This window comes from Alterotamlana spongicola, assembly GCF_035818475.1.
Taxonomy (GTDB): Bacteria; Bacteroidota; Bacteroidia; order Flavobacteriales; family Flavobacteriaceae; genus Cognatitamlana.
The window spans coordinates 247,939-266,266 of the sequence record NZ_JAYMGV010000001.1; the positions used below are offsets into that span (position 1 = coordinate 247,939).

15 protein-coding genes and 1 riboswitch are annotated in these 18,328 nt (G+C 35.2%); of the genes, 3 read left to right on the plus strand and 12 right to left on the minus strand.

The window, feature by feature from the left end; genetic code table 11:
• The first annotated feature begins 241 nt into the window (after positions 1 to 241).
• From gldA to VOI54_RS01140, 3 genes are all read left to right on the plus strand, one after another.
• Positions 242 to 1,138 carry a gliding motility-associated ABC transporter ATP-binding subunit GldA gene (gene gldA / locus VOI54_RS01130; RefSeq protein WP_326280874.1) on the plus strand — a complete coding sequence of 299 codons (897 nt, stop codon included), beginning with the start codon at positions 242 to 244 and terminating at the stop codon, positions 1,136 to 1,138.
• A gap of 172 nt (positions 1,139 to 1,310) precedes the next feature.
• Positions 1,311 to 3,401 (plus strand): phosphate acetyltransferase, encoded by a 2,091-nt coding sequence (pta, locus tag VOI54_RS01135; RefSeq protein ID WP_326280875.1) that lies wholly within the window; start codon positions 1,311 to 1,313, stop codon positions 3,399 to 3,401.
• 2 nt (positions 3,402 to 3,403) lie between these two features.
• Entirely contained in the window at positions 3,404 to 4,591 is a 1,188-nt protein-coding gene (locus tag VOI54_RS01140) for an acetate/propionate family kinase (RefSeq protein WP_326280876.1), read from the plus strand.
• On the opposite strand, the gene VOI54_RS01145 is transcribed toward VOI54_RS01140, so the two are convergent.
• The 12 genes from VOI54_RS01145 to VOI54_RS01200 form a co-directional block, all read right to left on the minus strand.
• Complete coding sequence (locus tag VOI54_RS01145) at positions 4,577 to 5,323, minus strand: head GIN domain-containing protein (protein ID WP_326280877.1); 747 nt, start codon at positions 5,321 to 5,323, stop codon at positions 4,577 to 4,579. The genes VOI54_RS01140 and VOI54_RS01145 overlap by 15 nt on opposite strands.
• A complete protein-coding gene (locus tag VOI54_RS01150) occupies positions 5,320 to 6,420 on the minus strand; it encodes an acyloxyacyl hydrolase (RefSeq protein ID WP_326280878.1) in 1,101 nt (366 codons plus the stop codon). The genes VOI54_RS01145 and VOI54_RS01150 overlap by 4 nt, the downstream gene beginning before the upstream one ends.
• 24 nt (positions 6,421 to 6,444) lie before the next feature.
• Entirely contained in the window at positions 6,445 to 7,401 is a 957-nt protein-coding gene (metF, locus tag VOI54_RS01155; RefSeq protein ID WP_326280879.1) for a methylenetetrahydrofolate reductase [NAD(P)H], read from the minus strand.
• A 226-nt stretch (positions 7,402 to 7,627) separates the two neighbouring features.
• Positions 7,628 to 10,300, minus strand: a complete 2,673-nt coding sequence (gene metH, locus VOI54_RS01160; protein ID WP_326280880.1) for a methionine synthase — start codon at positions 10,298 to 10,300, stop codon at positions 7,628 to 7,630.
• 39 nt (positions 10,301 to 10,339) lie between these two features.
• Positions 10,340 to 10,627 carry an antibiotic biosynthesis monooxygenase family protein gene (locus VOI54_RS01165; RefSeq protein ID WP_326280881.1) on the minus strand — a complete coding sequence of 96 codons (288 nt, stop codon included), beginning with the start codon at positions 10,625 to 10,627 and terminating at the stop codon, positions 10,340 to 10,342.
• Between the two features lie 9 nt (positions 10,628 to 10,636).
• Entirely contained in the window at positions 10,637 to 11,656 is a 1,020-nt protein-coding gene (locus VOI54_RS01170; RefSeq protein WP_326280883.1) for a homocysteine S-methyltransferase family protein, read from the minus strand.
• Between the two features lie 49 nt (positions 11,657 to 11,705).
• Positions 11,706 to 11,832, minus strand: a riboswitch (SAM riboswitch).
• Positions 11,833 to 11,945: 113 nt separating this feature from the next.
• Positions 11,946 to 12,836 carry a cysteine synthase CysM gene (gene cysM, locus VOI54_RS01175; protein WP_326280885.1) on the minus strand — a complete coding sequence of 297 codons (891 nt, stop codon included), beginning with the start codon at positions 12,834 to 12,836 and terminating at the stop codon, positions 11,946 to 11,948.
• A complete protein-coding gene (gene epsC, locus VOI54_RS01180) occupies positions 12,823 to 13,563 on the minus strand; it encodes a serine O-acetyltransferase EpsC (protein ID WP_326280886.1) in 741 nt (246 codons plus the stop codon). Before epsC ends, cysM begins: the two co-directional genes overlap by 14 nt.
• 202 nt (positions 13,564 to 13,765) lie before the next feature.
• Positions 13,766 to 14,818, minus strand: a complete 1,053-nt coding sequence (locus tag VOI54_RS01185; protein WP_326280887.1) for an NAD(P)/FAD-dependent oxidoreductase — start codon at positions 14,816 to 14,818, stop codon at positions 13,766 to 13,768.
• Between the two features lie 2 nt (positions 14,819 to 14,820).
• Positions 14,821 to 15,444 carry a precorrin-2 dehydrogenase/sirohydrochlorin ferrochelatase family protein gene (locus tag VOI54_RS01190; protein WP_326280888.1) on the minus strand — a complete coding sequence of 208 codons (624 nt, stop codon included), beginning with the start codon at positions 15,442 to 15,444 and terminating at the stop codon, positions 14,821 to 14,823.
• Positions 15,441 to 16,205 carry a uroporphyrinogen-III C-methyltransferase gene (gene cobA, locus VOI54_RS01195; protein ID WP_326280890.1) on the minus strand — a complete coding sequence of 255 codons (765 nt, stop codon included), beginning with the start codon at positions 16,203 to 16,205 and terminating at the stop codon, positions 15,441 to 15,443. The genes VOI54_RS01190 and cobA overlap by 4 nt, the downstream gene beginning before the upstream one ends.
• An 8-nt stretch (positions 16,206 to 16,213) precedes the next feature.
• Positions 16,214 to 18,319, minus strand: a complete 2,106-nt coding sequence (locus VOI54_RS01200) for a ferredoxin-like domain-containing protein (protein ID WP_326280891.1) — start codon at positions 18,317 to 18,319, stop codon at positions 16,214 to 16,216.
• Positions 18,320 to 18,328 lie beyond the last annotated feature (9 nt).

Below are 18,328 nucleotides of genomic sequence, written 5' to 3' on the forward strand. Positions count from 1 at the left end.
TTTGTTATAAATTATACATACAACGCCTCGCTCCTTTTGCTAAAAAAGAAATAAAACCAGTTGTTAAAATATGTATAATATACTCTCATTGTTATAATTGCGTGGCTAAAGTAATTATTTATTTAAGAAAACAAAACATCACAAACCCTTTTTTTACACTTTTATTAAAAGTTTTAAAGATTTTATAGTAAAACTCATATTACATTAGATAATCATTATTTTTGGACAAATAATTTTAATTATGTCTATTGAAGTTGAAGGCGTTACAAAACTTTACGGAAATCAAAAAGCGTTAAATAGTATATCATTTAAAGTTAACAAACCAGAAATTGTTGGTTTTTTAGGACCAAATGGGGCGGGTAAATCAACAATGATGAAAATATTAACCACCTACTTAAATGCTAATGAGGGGCATATTAAAGTTAATGGCTTTGATACAACCCGCAATATTAAGGACGTACAACTTAGTGTTGGTTATCTACCGGAACATAACCCTTTATATCTGGAGCAATATGTAAAGGAGTATTTAGCTTTTAATGCCAATATATATAATGTAAGCAAACAGCGTATTGATGAGGTTATTGAAATTACCGGATTAAGACCTGAAGCACATAAAAAAATTGGTCAATTATCAAAAGGATATCGCCAGCGGGTTGGTTTAGCAAATGCTTTATTACATGACCCGGATGTTTTAATTTTAGATGAACCCACTACAGGTTTGGATCCCAATCAATTGGTAGATATTAGAAACCTCATTAAATCTGTTGGTAAAACCAAAACCGTTTTTTTATCAACTCACATTATGCAGGAAGTTGAAGCCATGTGTGACCGCGTTATTATTATCAACAAAGGAGAAATAGTTGCTGATAAGAAATTGAAAGATTTAAGAGATGAAAAAGAACAGGTGGTTATTGTTGAATTTGATTATCGGGTTGAAGATGCTTTTCTTTTAAAACTTCCTAAAGTAAAAAGTGTAATAAACCCTCATGACTTTGTTTATGAAATTACTTTTAAAACTTCTGAAGATATGCGCTCTTCTGTCTTTGATTTTGCACATGACAACCAACTAAAAATACTTCAGCTCAACCAAAAGAATGCAAATTTAGAATCTCTTTTTAGAGATTTAACTTCTAAATAAACTATACTATATCAATAACCATTACATTCATTTTGTCAATTAAAATATAAGTATGACAAAAATCATCTTCATCAACAATTGAAGATATTAATTTTGCATTGTAAAACACTAAATAAGCATAGATAACTTAAATTAAGGAATAAGCTATCTTTGCATACAATAAAAATTAAACATGAGTAAAGGAATTTATGTTGCTACAATTGAGCCTAACAGTGGTAAATCTGTTGTTGTTCTTGGCTTAATGCGTATGCTCTTAGGGAAAACAGCCAAAGTAGGCTATTTTAGACCTATTATTGAAGATACTGAAGCTGGTGAGATGGACAATCACATCAATACAGTAATATCACATTTTGAAATTGATATCAATTACAAAAAAACTTTTGCTTATACCCGAAGTGAAGTATTAGACCTATATAATAAAGGAAAGTCCGGTGATGCTATTGATTACATCATCAAAAAATACAAATATTTAGAAGAGCGCTTTGATTTTGTTTTAGTTGAAGGCACTGATTTTTCACACGAAGCTTCCAGTTTAGAGTTGGACATTAACATCTTAATTTCTAAAAATTTAGGCTTACCTGTTATTATTGTTTCTCAAGGTGATGGAAAATCCATATCAGAAATTGTTGAAAATGTTCAACTGGCACATGATACTTTTAAAGAAGAAGTTGATGTACTTTCCATTATGATCAATAAAATTGCATCTGAAGATATCCCCACCCTTAAACCTCTGTTACAATCCCGTATCAATGACGGAACCGATATTTCTGTTATCCCAAAAATTAAAAGTTTAGCTAGCCCAGCGATTAAAGAAATTGTTAAAAAATTAAAAGGGAATGTCCTTTTTGGTGAAGACATGATTAACAATCAATCGGAGAATTTTAGTGTTGGAGCTATGCAATTACGCAATTACCTTAACCATATTAAAGAAAACGCTCTGGTAATAACTCCCGGTGACAGAGCTGATATTATTTTAGGTGCCTTACAGGCAAATGCCTCAAAAAATTACCCAAAGATTTCCGGAATAATATTAACAGGAGGACTCATTCCTGAAGATCCTATTCTAAAATTAATTGAAGGGCTCACAACTGTTGTACCAATTATAAGTGTTAAAGGCGGCACCTTTTCAGTAACCAACAGTATTGGAAAGATAAAATCCAGGATTTATGCTGAAAACACCGAGAAAATTGAAACCTCTATATCTACCTTTGAAAAATATGTAGATACCGATAAACTTTCTAACGATCTAATTACGTTCCAGTCAGGTATTTTTACGCCAAGGATGTTCCAATACAATTTACTCCAACGTGCCTTAAAAGACAAAAAACATATTGTATTACCTGAGGGTTATGACGAACGCGTTTTACGCGCTGCGGCCAGATTGATTGATGCACATGTTGTTGAATTGACTTTAATTGGTGAAAAAGAAAAAGTTCAGGAACGCATTGAACGTTATGATATTTCATTGAATATTGATGATATTAACATTGTATCGCCACATAATTCTCCTCATTTTGAGGATTATGCCAATACCTTTTATGAATTAAGAAAACATAAAGGTGTTAATCTGGCCATGGCAAAAGATGCTATGTCTGATGTCTCCTATTTTGCTACCATGATGATTTATAAAGGACATGCAGATGGTATGGTTTCCGGTGCTGTACATACCACACAACACACACTACGTCCTGCTTTACAATTTATAAAAACCAAACCAGGGGTAAATATTGTTTCATCTGTGTTCTTTATGTGTTTGGAAGACCGTGTTTCCATATTTGGAGATTGTGCTATCAACCCCAATCCTAATGCAGAGCAATTAGCAGAAATAGCTATTTCATCAGCAGAAACGGCTAAAAATTTTGGTGTTACACCTAAAATAGCCATGCTGTCCTATTCGTCAGGTGCATCTGGCAAAGGGGAGGAAGTTGATAAAGTTAGGAAAGCTACCGAAATTGCTAAATCTAACGCTCCTAACCTCAAAATAGAAGGCCCGATTCAATATGATGCTGCGGTAGATATGCGTATTGGTAAAAGTAAATTACCAGACTCTGAGGTTGCCGGTCAGGCAAGTGTTTTGATTTTCCCTGACCTAAATACCGGAAACAATACTTATAAAGCGGTACAAAGGGAGACTGGGGCGTTGGCCATAGGACCAATGTTACAAGGTCTTAATAAACCGGTTAATGATTTAAGTAGGGGCTGTACTGCCGATGATATTTACAGTACAGTAATAATAACCGCTATCCAAGCTCAAGAATTTTAAGCATGCAGGTATTAGTTTTAAATTCAGGAAGTTCTTCATTAAAGTTTCAATTATTTTCAATGCCGGAAGAAAACATTCTTTGTTCCGGATTAATTGAACGCATTGGCCTGGAAGATGGAAAGTTCAAATTTAACACCGCTCAGGATTCTATTGAAGTAATTACTTCAATACCAAATCATAAAGTTGGGCTAGAATTATTAGCAGAACAGTTATTAAATTCAAAAACCGGTATAATTAAATCTGCCGATGATATTGATATTGTAGGGCACCGGGTAGTTCATGGTGGTAAACATTTTAGCGACACTACTGAAATTACTAACGAAGTTAAAACAAAAATTAAAGCCCTTTCATCTTTGGCTCCCTTACACAATCCGCCAAACCTGGAAGGTATTGAAGTTGCTGAAACCATATTCCCAAACGCCAAACAGGTAGCTGTTTTTGATACGGCCTTTCATCAATCTATTCCTGAAAAGGCGTATAGATATGCTATTCCTCAAGAATTTTCAGAAAAACACAATATACGTTTGTATGGATTTCATGGCACCAGTCATAAGTACGTTTCAGAAAAAGCGATTGAGTTTTTAGGAAAAGAACAGTCTAAAATTGTAACGATTCATTTAGGTAATGGTTGTAGTATGACTGCGGTTAAGGATGGAAAAAGTATTGATCATTCTCTGGGATTTTCTCCGGTTAGCGGTTTAATTATGGGAACACGCTCTGGAGATATTGACCCAGCCATTATATTTTATCTGGCTGACAAATTCAACTATAGCTTATCTGAAATAAACACACTTTTACAAAAGAAAAGTGGCATGCTGGGACTTACTGGGCATAGTGACTTAAGAGACATTCAGGATGAAGCAGAAAAAGGCAACAAAGCTTGTCAATTGGCATTACAAATGAACACCTACCGTATTAAAAAATATCTTGGAAGTTATGCAGCTGTCTTAAATGGATTAGATGCTATAGTTTTTACAGCTGGTATTGGAGAAAACTCTGATTTAATACGTAAAATGGTTTGCGAAGATTTAGATTTTTTAGGCATTCAATTAGACTTGGAGAAAAACAAAAAACGTTCAAAGGAGATAAGAACCATAAGTTCTAAGACATCAAAAGTTAAGGTTTTGGTGGTTCCTACTAATGAAGAATTGGAAATAGCAAAGCAATCAGTACATTTATTCAAAAAATAACTGTCCTTTATACTGCTCCTCCACTTCAACAATTGGTGGCTTATTAACAGCAATAACATCTCCTGTTCCTGATATCCTACCGCTCAATTTCTGTTGAGGGTTTACTATCATATCATTGGAGCTTCTGTTCCAAAAGTTAACGGTTTCTGCCTCAAGATTTCTACCTTCAAAACGCGAGGTTCCCGCTGCAAAAGTAAGGTTTAAATTGGTGGTTCTTCCGGAAATAAAGGCATTAGATAGGTTGTTAAAAACCACTCTTAAATTATCATTATCTATGTCTAAATAAAAATTCGCACTTGTAAATGTATTTGGCACTCCATAGTCTTCTGATAGAATTGTTAAATTCGGATAAGTTAATACACCTTCTGATTTTATATCCTGCTGTGTAGAGCTTCGTATCTCTACAATATTGGGAGACGTTACAAATACCCTTGTAATGCCATAATCACGCACATAATTACATATGTTATTATCCGTTAAAATAAGTTTTCCTTCTAAAACTTTAGCCTCTACATCTGGCATCAAATTTTTTCCCGTTTCAATAATAACTTGCTGTTCAGCTCCTTCTTTTAAAATCAATTCAACATTTCTGTTTACCAAAATCTTATCAAAATTTGCTACAACGGCTTCTTGCTGAATAATACCCCCCGCTGTTTTAAAACAGCTATTTGCTTGTTCACTATCACAAGCAAAAGCTATTATTAGAATAATAATATAGAATAGTCTTTTCATAATCGTAAACCAACTCCAAATTCAACAGCTTCCGCTTTAAAACCGTGTGATTTTAATGTTAATGCTCCAAACCATTTTTTTCCAAAATAGCGTTTCAAACCTACTCTGATGTATGAACGTCCTTCAAAATCAAAAGGATAATATATATAATATCCTAACTGTGTAATTAAAGACATCCTGTTAACAAATAGTTCATGTCCAACAAACACACCAACACGTTTATAATCTTCATTGCCGGACACATTTTCTCCAAGCCCAGCCACACTTTGATAGTAAATTAACTCCTTTAAAAATCTGGAAAAGAACACATCAGTACCAAATTGCAATGCACTTTTTATATTGATTCGTTTATCAGCATAGGCAGATACAATATAAAAAGGAAACTGACCACTTCCAACAACGTCACTTTCGTTAATACCAGTTCTAAAGACAAGGTTATATTTAATAGGTTCGGTAAATTTTTCTTTTTCACCATCAATTATAGTTGTAATAAATTCCGGTTCAGTCTCATCCAAGCTATAAGTAACTCCTAAATTAAGAGTAATGGAATTAACACTGGTATTGGGTGCTTTTACATTGGCATTTGAATAATGGATCAATGAAAGTCCTCCCTGTAGACCAAACCGATCAAGAACACGCTCCTTTTTATAATTCAACATGAAGTAGGTACTACTTAAAAACCTCGATCCAAAAGCATTATTCCTATAGTTTTTAAGTTTATCATAAGGGTTTGTTGTCAAAGCAACCCCCTGTCCCACACGAAACATTAAATGCCGTTTTAAAAAATAAAAATTATAGTGTGCATAAAGTGAGTAATTATTTCCTAAAACATCATTTTTTAAATTCTGATAGGCAAAAGACACACCGTAATCCGGATAATTATAACGCTGTTCCCAATCCTTAAACCCATACGTCTTTTTATTCCAGCTTAAAATCACTCCTTCCGGGTGCCCCTTTATTAAGTGCAATATATCACTATTATGTTCAGCTATATTTCCTCTAAAATAATTAACATCAACAAAAGAGGTATACTGCTTTTCCTGCGAAAACCCAATAGCAAAAATTAAACAGAAAAAACAGGTATATAAAGACTTCATTAATTAGGTTTCTAAACCAACAAATTAAAATAATGCTGAGGCTATAGCATGTATATTATCGCTTTTCCCCATAGAATAATAATGTAGTACAGGAACACCAGCTGCTCTTAATTCTTTTGATTGTTGAATTGCAAATTCTATTCCTACCTGTCTTACTGCTTTATTATCTTTACAATTCTCAACAGCCTCAATAAGATCCTGAGGCAAATCAATTTTAAACACCTGCGGCAATAATTGCAAATGACGTTTTACGGCAATAGGTTTAATCCCCGGAATAATAGGAACAGTAATCCCCATTTCTCTGGCTTTATCAACAAATTCAAAATATTTACTGTTTTCAAAAAACATTTGGGTCACCACATAATCCGCACCCGCATCCACTTTTTCTTTTAAACGCTTCAGGTCCGTCATCAATGATGGCGCTTCCATATGTTTTTCAGGATAACCGGCAACACCTATACAAAAATCAGAATTATGCTCAACTTCTACGTCGTCATGCAAATATTTACCTTTATTTAAGTTTGCAATTTGCGCAACTAAATCACTGGCAAAAGCATTACCTCCTTTTATCGGTTTAAAATAAGGCTCATCCTTCATAGAATCTCCACGTAAAGCCATCACATTATCAAGCCCCAAATAATGACAGTCAACCAAAACATATTCAGTCTCCTCTTTGGTAAACCCACCGCACAATAAATGTGGGATAGCATCCACTTTATACTTATGCATAATAGAAGCGCAAATACCAACAGTACCAGGTCTCATACGGGTAATTCGTTTATCTAAAAGCCCATTACCTTTATCAATATACACATACTCTTCACGTGATGTGGTCACATCAATAAACGGTGGTTTAAACTCCATTAACGGATCTATATTATTGTATAAGTCCTGTATTTTCTTTCCTTTCTTCGGTGGAATGACCTCAAATGAAAATAATGTTTTGCCGTTGGCCTTTTTAATGTGATCTGTTACTTTCATATTCATGTTCTGCAAAAGCAGATTTTTTAGTATTAATCTTTATTTTTTGGGCGTTTCCCCTTCGCCTATACTATCAATATCCATAAAAACCTTTTCAGGAAAGCTCGTGGTCGGGCTATTCGTTACAAGTCCTCGCCATCGCTGTGGGCTTTTCACTACTATCCCTAACGCATTCTCCTCTAAATCCAGACCTGTCAGGTTTTAAAAACCTGACAGGTCTAACTACTTAGCCTGCTAAATTAGCATGCAACCACTTTCTGGCTTTATCTTTTGTTATGTCTTTTCTTTCAGCGTAATCCATGACTTGATCATCCGTTATTTTCCCTAAACCAAAGTACTTAGCTTCCGGATTTGCAAAATAATATCCTGAAACTGCGGCGGCCGGCCACATGGCTAAACTTTCTGTAAGTTTAACCCCAATTATTTTTTCAACCTCCAACAATTCCCAAATGGTTTCCTTTTCTAAATGATCAGGGCAAGCCGGATATCCCGGTGCCGGACGAATACCTTTATAACTCTCTTTAATTAAATCGTTATTACTTAAATCTTCATCTGCTGCATAGCCCCAATGTTTGGTTCTTATTTGTTTATGCAAATATTCAGCAAAAGCTTCAGCAAACCTATCGGCAATAGCTTGTGCCATAATAGCATTATAGTCATCGTGTTTTTCTTTATAACTATCAGCTAATTCTTGAGTCCCAAAAATCCCTACACAAAACGCGCCTATATAATCTGTTTTACCGGAATCTTTTGGAGCAATAAAATCTGCCAAAGCATGGTTAGGAATACCTTCGCGCTTTTTTAATTGCTGACGCAATGTTCTGAAAACAGCTATTTGTTCTCCCTTTTTCTGAACAGAAATATCATCATCGCCTATTGAATTTGCTTCAAATAACCCAAAAACGGCTTTAGGCCTTAACTGCTGTTTAGCCACAATTTGCTTGATCATATCCTGAGCATCTTCGTATAACTGGGTGGCCTGTTCTCCTACGACCTCATCTTTTAAAATATCCGGGTATTTACCGTGTAAATCCCAGCTTCTAAAAAACGGGCTCCAGTCAATAAAGGGCAATAATTCTTTTAAGCTCAGTTGCTTCAACATCTGAACTCCCATCTCTTTAGGTTTTACAATATTAGTAGCCTCCCAATCAATTTTAAACTTTCTCTTACGTGCCTCTTCTATTGATATATAAGATTTCTCCTTACCTCGTTTTAAAAACTTGGTACGGAACTCATCATAATCCTGCTTTAATTTAGCAACATATTCATTTGATGTTTTCTTATTTAATAAGTCTCCAACAACAGTTACAGCTCTGGATGCATCATTCACATGAACCACCGCTTTTTCATACTGCGTATCAATCTTAACTGCCGTATGTGCTTTTGAGGTAGTTGCACCTCCAATCAACAATGGCAATTCAAAATTTTGACGCTGCATTTCCTTAGCCAAATACACCATTTCATCCAATGAAGGCGTTATTAAACCGGATAGCCCAATAGCATCTACACGTTCACTAATAGCGGTTTCTATGATTTTTTCGGGTGGTACCATAACCCCTAAATCAACTATTTCATAGTTATTACAGGCCAATACCACGCTTACTATATTTTTTCCAATATCATGTACATCTCCTTTTACAGTAGCCATTAGAATTTTACCAACAGGCTCTGAAGCGTCTGCCTTATCAGCTTCAATAAACGGATTCAAATAAGCCACAGCTTTTTTCATCACACGTGCTGATTTTACCACTTGGGGCAAGAACATTTTACCCGCTCCAAACAAGTCACCAACTACGTTCATACCTATCATCAAATGCCCTTCAATAACCTCAATAGGCTTTTCTGCTTCTTGCCTGGCTTGTTCAATATCTTCAACTATAAAAGCATCAATTCCTTTTACTAAAGCATGTGTAATTCTATCTTGTAATGGGTTTTCTCGCCAGGATAGATCAACGGTTTTTGCAACCTTTGTTCCCTTTACGGTTTCTGCAAATTCCAATAAACGTTCTGTGGCATCATCACGCCTATCAAGAATAACATCCTCAATATGCTTTAATAAGTCTTTTGGAATATCATCATAAACCTCCAACATGGCTGGGTTTACTATCCCCATATTCATTCCTGCCTGAATAGCATAGTATAAAAACACAGAGTGCATAGCTTCTCTAACTGTGTTATTTCCTCTGAATGAAAAGGACACATTACTCACTCCTCCACTAACACTCACATTCTCTAAATTTTCTCTCACCCAACGTGTGGCTTCTATAAAGTCTATGGCATTTCTGCGGTGTTCTTCCATTCCTGTAGCAACAGGAAATACATTTAAATCAAAAATGATATCTTCAGACGGGAAACCAACCTTATTCACTAAAACATCATAAGAGCGCTTAGCAATTTCTATTCGCCTTTCATAATTATCGGCTTGCCCTACCTCATCAAATGCCATAACAATAACAGCGGCTCCATAACGCTTTATTTGTTTGGCTTCCCAAATAAACTTGTCTTCACCTTCCTTAAGTGAAATAGAATTCACTACACATTTACCCTGTACTACCTGAAGTCCGGCTTCTATAATATCCCACTTAGAGCTATCAATCATAATAGGTACACGACAAATATCTGGCTCAGCTGCAATCAGATTCAGAAAACGTACCATGGCTTCTTTTCCGTCAATAAGCCCGTCGTCCATATTGATGTCAATAATCTGAGCACCACCATCTACTTGATGTCGTGCTATATCTAAAGCTTCATCAAATTGCTCTTCCTTTATTAAACGTAAAAACTTTCTGGACCCTGCAACATTAGTCCGTTCACCAATATTAATAAAGTTGCTGTTTTCATTCAGGATTAGAGGTTCTAATCCTGATAAACGCATATATTTTGTTTGTTTTATCTTCATCTTTGATCGTCCTATTAAGACCTATCAGGTTTTAAAAACCTAACAAGACTTATAATGTTCTACTGTTGGAAACGGTTCATAAAAATGGTGTAATAATGCTTTCCATTCTTGATATTTTTCTGATTTCCTGAAGCCAACTTCATGGGCTTCAATAGTTTCCCAGTTTGCCAATAATATATATTTATCTTCCTCTTCTATACACTTCTTTAACTCGTGTGATACATAACCTTCTATGGATTTAATAATCTTTTCTGCTTTTTTGAAATTGATTTCAAACTCAGCTGACAATCCTTGTTTTATATTTAATATGGCTACTTCTAAAATCATAACTAATAACTAAAGCGTCCCTTCAACTGTACTTGGGGTAACAGTTTGCCTGGGTTTATACTTAGCTGCAATAGTTGCAATTACTCTAATGTGATCTGGTGATGTTCCGCAGCAACCGCCTATAATATTAATCAGGTTCTTTTTCAAATATTCTTCAATTTGAGCACCCATCTCTTCCGGAGTTTCATCATACTCTCCAAAAGCATTTGGCAAACCTGCATTGGGATGTGCCGAAACCGCAAAATCTGTTTTATGGGCTATAGCCTCCAAATGTGGTTGTAGTAAATTAGCTCCTAATGCACAATTAAAACCAATAGATAATAACGGAATATGTGATACTGAAATTAAAAATGCTTCTGCTGTTTGCCCTGACAATGTTCTACCTGAAGCATCGGTAATTGTTCCACTTAGCATAACTGGCATATCTATATTACGTTCTTCTTTAACTTGCTCTATGGCAAACAACGCTGCTTTGGCATTCAAGGTATCAAATACAGTTTCAACCAATAGCAAATCTACACCACCATCAACCAAAGCCTCGGCTTGTTCTTTATAAGCTACTCGTAATTCATCAAAAGTGACAGCTCTATATCCCGGATCGTTTACATCTGGCGACATACTTGCCGTACGGTTTGTAGGCCCCATTGACCCAGCCACAAAACGTGGTTTATGTGGTTCTTTTGCTGTAAATTCATCTGCAGCTTCTTTTGCTATTTTAGCCGATTCATAATTAAGCTCATATACCAAATCTTCCATTTGGTAATCTGCCATAGCAATTGTAGTTCCGGAAAATGTATTGGTCTCAACAATATCTGCACCGGCTTCAAAATATTTTCCATGAATAGTCTTGATAGCTTCCGGTTGTGTTATAGACAACAAATCATTATTGCCCTGTAATGGTGTTGGGTAATCCTTAAAACGCTCGCCTCTAAAATCTTCTTCTGTGAATTTATAGGCTTGTAACATGGTACCCATAGCACCATCTAAAACCAAAATCCGCTCCTTTAAAGCTTCATGTATGTTTGACATTTTGATATTATTTTAAGTATAATATCATCAAGAAAAGTAAAAATACTATTCGTTATCTGTCTGACGAGTTCCTAAAATAAATTCAGAACAAGCAGTAGAACGTAGCACCTTCTTTACAAGTTAAAGGGTTGCCAAGGTTTCATTGGGTCTAATCCCTCTACCTTTCTTGATAACACTAACACATTAATGAACTGGTTGACAAAAATAACAACTATATTTTTGTTATCCTATTTAATTTATACTTTGACAGATCTTCTAAGTTAAGGGAACCTTACAGTCCTTAGGTCATTTACTCAAATAAAACAGATGACAAATACCTATCGCCTCTATCACAAATAACAGCAACTACAACGCCTTTTTCTAATGATTCGGCTATTTGTAATGCACAAAATACAGCACCACCACTACTCATGCCTGCAAAAACACCTTCTTCTTTTGCTAAACGTTGTGTTGTAGCTTTAGCGTTTTCTTCGCTTACATCTACCACAACATCTACTTTAGAACGGTCAAAAAACTTGGGCACATAATCTGGTGACCATTTTCTAATTCCTGGGATTCTGGCTCCATCTGCCGGTTGTGCACCTACTATGACTATTTCTTTATTTTTTTCTTTCAGGAATGTTGAAGTACCCATAATAGTTCCCGTAGTGCCCATGGCAGATACAAAATGCGTCACCTCGCCTTCTGTATCTCTCCAAATTTCCGGCCCCGTAGTTTTATAATGAGCTTTCCAGTTATCATCATTTTCAAACTGATTTAAAAGTATATACCCTTTTTCATCTCTTAGCTTAAAGGCTAAATCGCGGGAGCCTTCAATACCAATATCAGCAGGTGTTAAAATGACTTCTGCCCCATAAGCACGCATGGTTTTCACTCGTTCTACAGTTGAATTCTCGGGCATTATCAGTATCATATTCAATCCTAATAATTGTGCTATAAAAGCTAATGCGATACCTGTATTCCCACTGGTAGCCTCCACCAAAGTACCTCCCTTTTGAATATCACCCCGTTTTAAAGCTTCATTAATCATATTAAATGCCGCACGGTCTTTTACACTTCCTCCGGGGTTATTGCCTTCAAGCTTCAAGAATAATCTAACGTTATCCTTTTTAAGAATATGGGTTGCCTCAACCATTGGCGTATTTCCAATTTCTTCTAATATAGTTTTACCGTATGCCATTTTTCTTTGGTCTGATCTTTATTTCAGTTTGATAAGTAACTAATGAATTTTCCGGAACAGATTGCGTAATCCAAACATTAGCTCCAATAATACTGTTTGCTCCAATTACAATATCGCCTCCTAAAATTGTGGCATTAGCATATATACAAACATTATCTTCAATAGTAGGGTGGCGCTTTGTAGATGCTAAACTTTTAGCTATCGAAATACCTCCTAATGTAACGCCTTGGTATATTTTGACATGTTCTCCGATAATTGATGTTTCTCCAATGACAATACCCGTTCCATGGTCAATATAAAATGATTTACCTATAGTTGCCCCAGGATGGATATCTATACCGGTAATACCATGAATATATTCACTCATCATTCTTGGTAAAATATAAACACCTAGCTTATAAAGTGCATGACTTAACCTATAAATAGAGATAGCATGAAATCCCGGATAAGCCATATAAATTTCTTCTAAACTATGGGATGCCGGATCGTTATTTTCAAATGCAATGGCATCTAAATCTAAAGCTTGTCTTATTTCAGGAAGTTTCTGTTTAAATTCTGTCCATATAGTTTCACCATTTCCTATCTCTAATTTAGATAAAATTCTAAGAAATGTTTTCTCTAAATAGTCACTATGAACTTCTTCCTGTTCACAATCAAATAATGAATAAAATAATCGTTTTGTAAACGTTTTAACGGTATCTTTTAAGCAAACATTATAACTTTTCATTTGTAATTTAGCTTTTTATGTACTTAACCTTTAGAGTTTATAAATGTATAATCTTATTCTGTAATTCTTTCTTAATTAAATTATTAAATCCTACAAAGCTTCATGCGCTGAACTTATTTCAGTATAAAGCCTTGCAGGATTAAAAAAGACCTGTCAGGTATTAAAACCCTATCTGGTCTGACACATCATCTTCTTAAATCAATTAATTAATAGCCTGTACTACAGCTTTAGGAGCTTCTTTACGGCTTCCGTCAAAACCATCAATACCACTTACTGTTGTATATTTCAACACATATCTTTTACCTGGGTTGATAATCCTATAAGCGGCCTGACACATTAAAGTAGCTTCATGGAACCCACAAAGTATCAACTTCAATTTCTCAGGGTATGTATTTACATCACCAATGGCAAAAATCCCTGGAATATTTGTCTGATAGTTCAATGAATTATCAACTTTAATAGCATTCTTTTCTATCTCTAATCCCCAATTTCCTATAGGTCCTAATTTAGGTGATAATCCAAATAAAGGAATAAAATGATCTGTTTCAACTGTAGTTGACTCACCATCTCTTACATAAGTAACAGCTTCAATTTTATCATCTCCATGCAATTCTTTGACTTCTGCTGGGGTTACTAAATTAATCTTCCCTTCTTGAGTTAACTCTCTTACTTTTTCAACAGAATCTAAAGCGCCTCTAAATTCATTTCTTCTATGAATTAAAGTCACTTCTGAAGCTACATCAGTTAAGAAGATACTCCAGTCTAATGCCGAGTCCCCTCCACCGGAAATCACCACCTTTTTATTTCTATAAAATTCAGGGTCTTTAATAATATACTCTACACCTTTATCCTCATAATCCGCTATGCCCTCAATAGCTGGTTTTCTAGGCTCAAAAGACCCCAAACCACCTGCAATTGCAATCACTGGCGCATGATGTTGCGTCCCTTTATTTGTTGTTACAATAAACGAACCATCTTCCTGTTTTTCAATAGTTTCTGCGCGTTCACCTAAAGTAAACCCTGGTTCAAACTGCTTACCTTGTTCCAGCAGGTTTTTTGTTAGGTCTCCTGCTAAAATTTCTGGAAAACCCGGAATATCATAAATTGGTTTCTTTGGATAAATCTCAGAGCATTGCCCCCCCGGTTGTGGTAATGCGTCAATTAAATGGCATTTTAGCTTTAATAATCCTGCTTCAAATACAGTAAATAATCCTGTTGGTCCTGCTCCGATAATAAGTATATCAGTCTTAATCATTTTTATGATTTTTTTTCAATTAATCCTTTTGTGAATTCGTTTAATGTTTCCACTTTTTGTTCGAAATCACCTTTTATTGTTTTTCTATATTCGTTTAAATTCTTTACTAAGTCGTCTATGTTCTCGGGGATTACTTCCTCAAAAAACTGTCGTAAACGCTTAGCTGTTGTTGGCGATTTTCCATTTGTTGAAATCGCTACCTTTACATTGCCTTTTGTTACAATACCACCCATGTAAAAATCACAAAAAGGCGGATTATCTGCAACATTAACCAAAATACTTTTCTTTCTACAGTGCTTATGAACCTTTATATTTACTTTAGGAATATCTGTCGTTGCTACAACAATATGCTTTCCCTTTAAGTGTTCTTTTTTATACTTTTCTTTAATTAAAGTAACCTCCGCTTTTTTAGCTAATTCCAGAGTACCTTTTCTAAACATAGGTGACACCATGGTTACATGGGCATCAGGACTTGATTTTAAAAGAAAGCTTAATTTTTCTTCTGCCACAAAGCCGCCACCAATAATAAGCACATTTAAACTTTTTGCTTTTAAAAAAATAGGATATAAATTATTTCTTTCCTTTTCTTTCTTTTCCAAATCGTTTATATCCCCTTGTTCCTTCATAAGTTCGCTTTTACTTCTTCATAAATAGAACCTAAAACCGCCCTTTCTTTTACAACATCACCTATAACTATAATAGCCGGGTTAGCTAATTGCTTGTTTTCAACTATTGATTCAATCGTCTCAATAGTTCCTATACCTACATTTTCATTAGCTCTGGTTCCATTTTGAATAACAGCTACCGCTACATCTTGTTTATTTTCATTTGAAAAAATCTTAACGATTTCTCCCAGTTTACTCATACCCATTAAAATAACTACTGTCGCTGATGATTTGGCTGCCAAAGCTACATCACCAGATAACTGATGCTTTTTAGTAGTTCCGGTTATTACCCAAAAACTTTCTGAAGCCCCTCGTTTTGTAAGTGGAATTCCCTGATATGCCGGTACTGCTATTGATGATGAAATACCAGGCACCACATAAGTTTCTATTCCATGCAACCTAACATAGTCAATCTCTTCTGCTCCTCTTCCAAAAATAAACGGATCACCACCTTTTAAGCGAACAACATGGCCTTTCGTTTTGGCTTTGGCAACAATAAGCTCATTAATCTGTTCTTGTTGAAACGCATAACATCCCTTACGTTTGCCTACAAAAATAAGCTCCGCTTCCTCTGAAGCATATTTAAGTAAAGCCTCGTTAATAAGCGCATCATAAAGAATGACATTTGCAGATTCAATAGCCTTAATAGCTTTAAGAGTTATTAAATCTTCATCACCTGGACCTGCACCAACTACCGTTAATTTTGGGGTTTTAACATTCATATTCTTTATTAAACTGCCTTCTTTTCTAGTTCAGTTTGCGTTTCTCTGTAAGCTCTAACTTTTTGTAAAAACGCATTGGCATTTTCAATATACTTAGACGCAAAATCAGCAGTAGGTGCAAATTTATTGATTTGATATATTAATTCAGAAAAAGAAACACCTAAATCTATTTGTTTACTCGCAATAAATAATTCATCAAACTGACTGATAATGCCAGCATGTGTATTTGTTTTTTTGTTTTCAGCCAGTAATAACGCTTTAGCGGAATTTACCAAAGAACTATATGCATGGTAAATAGCACTTGAATATACCTTATTATTAAGGGCTTCTTTAGCATTTTCAATTTTCTCTTCACTTTCCAAGAATAAGGTCGCAATTAAATCTATAACTACACCTGCACATTCTCCAATACCAATTTCTTTGACATACTTCTCTTCTTCTCCCCAATCAATAAAATCAGATTGTGTTAAGTTAGTAACATCTTGTAGGTCATTTAAGAAATCATAAAAATACTTTTCTCCTTTTTCTTTATAATAATCTACAAACAGCTTTCCGTTTGCATTGGCTTCAAAATCGTCTAAAATACGTCTTAAGGCTTCAGGGCCTCTTTTACTTGGTACTTTAACCACTTTATCTGCAAACACACCGTTTCCATCTCCTAAATTCCCTCCTCCTAATAACACTTGTAATGCCGGAGCAACTAATTTATCCGGTGTACGAACCGACATCCCCTGGAAACCAATATTTGCCATATTATGTTGTCCACAGGCATTCATACATCCGCTAATCTTAATCACCAAGTCTTTGTTCTTTAGATATTGCGGATATTCTGCCTTAATTACACGTTCTAATTCATCTGCAATTCCCGTGCTACTTGCAATACCTAAATTACAGGTATCTGTTCCTGGGCAAGCCGTAATATCAACCGCCTTATTATAACCCGCTTCAACAAACCCTAGTTTTTCTAGTTCTGTATAAAAGAACGGCACCAGTTCTTTTTTCACAAACGGAATAACAATATTTTGGCGTAGTGATAAACGGATCTCTCCTGCTGCATAGTTATCTACTAAATCGGCCAATAATCTTGCTTTATCTGTATAAAAATCTCCTAACAACACCTTAATTCCTATGGCCACATACCCCTCCTGCTTTTGGGCAATTAAATTTGTAGATTTCCAGGTTTCAAATGCTTGTTGGTCTTTAATATCAACACTTGGTACTTCAGTAAGTTCAACCGGTACAGAAGCTTCATATGCATTAGCATCAATGGCAACCGATTTAAACTCAATAGCATTTTGTTCTGCTTCAACCAAAGTTTTAAAGGCATCAAGACCAATATCCTTGATTAAAAATTTCATACGTGCTTTGGCTCTACTTTTACGCTCACCATGACGATCAAAAATTCTTAAAACACCTTCCATTACTGGAATTATTTTATCTGTTGGTAAGAAATCATACAACACATCGGCATGACGTGGTTGTGATCCTAAACCACCACCAAGCATCACTTTAAATCCGCGTTCTCCATTTTCAACCTTCGCTATAAAACCTAAATCGTGTAAGTATGACAGCCCGGTATCTTCATCTGATGATGAAAAAGATACTTTAAACTTACGTCCCATTTCCTGACAAATTGGGTTTCTTAAGAAAAACTTGTACAACGCATCTGCATATGGTGACACATCAAATGGTTCGTTTACGTCAATTCCTGCTGTTTCGCTGGCTGTAACGTTTCTTACCGTATTACCACAAGCTTCACGTAACGTAACATCATCACGCTCCAATTCAGCCCAAAGTTCCGGAGTTCTGTTCAAATCTACATAGTGAATTTGAATATCCTGACGTGTTGTTATGTGTAAACGTCCACGAGAATATTCATCTGAAACATCAGAAATTCTATGTAATTGATTACTCTTTACTTTTCCGTAAGGTAATTTAATACGAATCATTTGTACACCTTCTTGACGTTGGCCATAAACACCTCTTGCCAAACGTAGGCTTCTAAATTTTTCTTCGTCTATTTTTCCGTTGTTGAAAAGCTCAATTTTATTAGCTAATTCAATAATATCTTTTTCTACAACTGGGTTTTCTATTTCTGTTCTAAAACTTTGCATGATATACCT

Coding starts and splice junctions, on each gene's coding strand:
- gldA (WP_326280874.1), top strand. CDS start 242: ATGTCTATTGAAGTTGAAGGCGTTACAAAACTTTACGGAAATCAAAAA.
- pta (WP_326280875.1), top strand. CDS start 1,311: ATGAGTAAAGGAATTTATGTTGCTACAATTGAGCCTAACAGTGGTAAA.
- VOI54_RS01140 (WP_326280876.1), top strand. CDS start 3,404: ATGCAGGTATTAGTTTTAAATTCAGGAAGTTCTTCATTAAAGTTTCAA.
- VOI54_RS01145 (WP_326280877.1), bottom strand. CDS start 5,323: ATGAAAAGACTATTCTATATTATTATTCTAATAATAGCTTTTGCTTGT.
- VOI54_RS01150 (WP_326280878.1), bottom strand. CDS start 6,420: ATGAAGTCTTTATATACCTGTTTTTTCTGTTTAATTTTTGCTATTGGG.
- metF (WP_326280879.1), bottom strand. CDS start 7,401: ATGAAAGTAACAGATCACATTAAAAAGGCCAACGGCAAAACATTATTT.
- metH (WP_326280880.1), bottom strand. CDS start 10,300: ATGAAGATAAAACAAACAAAATATATGCGTTTATCAGGATTAGAACCT.
- VOI54_RS01165 (WP_326280881.1), bottom strand. CDS start 10,627: ATGATTTTAGAAGTAGCCATATTAAATATAAAACAAGGATTGTCAGCT.
- VOI54_RS01170 (WP_326280883.1), bottom strand. CDS start 11,656: ATGTCAAACATACATGAAGCTTTAAAGGAGCGGATTTTGGTTTTAGAT.
- cysM (WP_326280885.1), bottom strand. CDS start 12,836: ATGGCATACGGTAAAACTATATTAGAAGAAATTGGAAATACGCCAATG.
- epsC (WP_326280886.1), bottom strand. CDS start 13,563: ATGAAAAGTTATAATGTTTGCTTAAAAGATACCGTTAAAACGTTTACA.
- VOI54_RS01185 (WP_326280887.1), bottom strand. CDS start 14,818: ATGATTAAGACTGATATACTTATTATCGGAGCAGGACCAACAGGATTA.
- VOI54_RS01190 (WP_326280888.1), bottom strand. CDS start 15,444: ATGAAGGAACAAGGGGATATAAACGATTTGGAAAAGAAAGAAAAGGAA.
- cobA (WP_326280890.1), bottom strand. CDS start 16,205: ATGAATGTTAAAACCCCAAAATTAACGGTAGTTGGTGCAGGTCCAGGT.
- VOI54_RS01200 (WP_326280891.1), bottom strand. CDS start 18,319: ATGCAAAGTTTTAGAACAGAAATAGAAAACCCAGTTGTAGAAAAAGAT.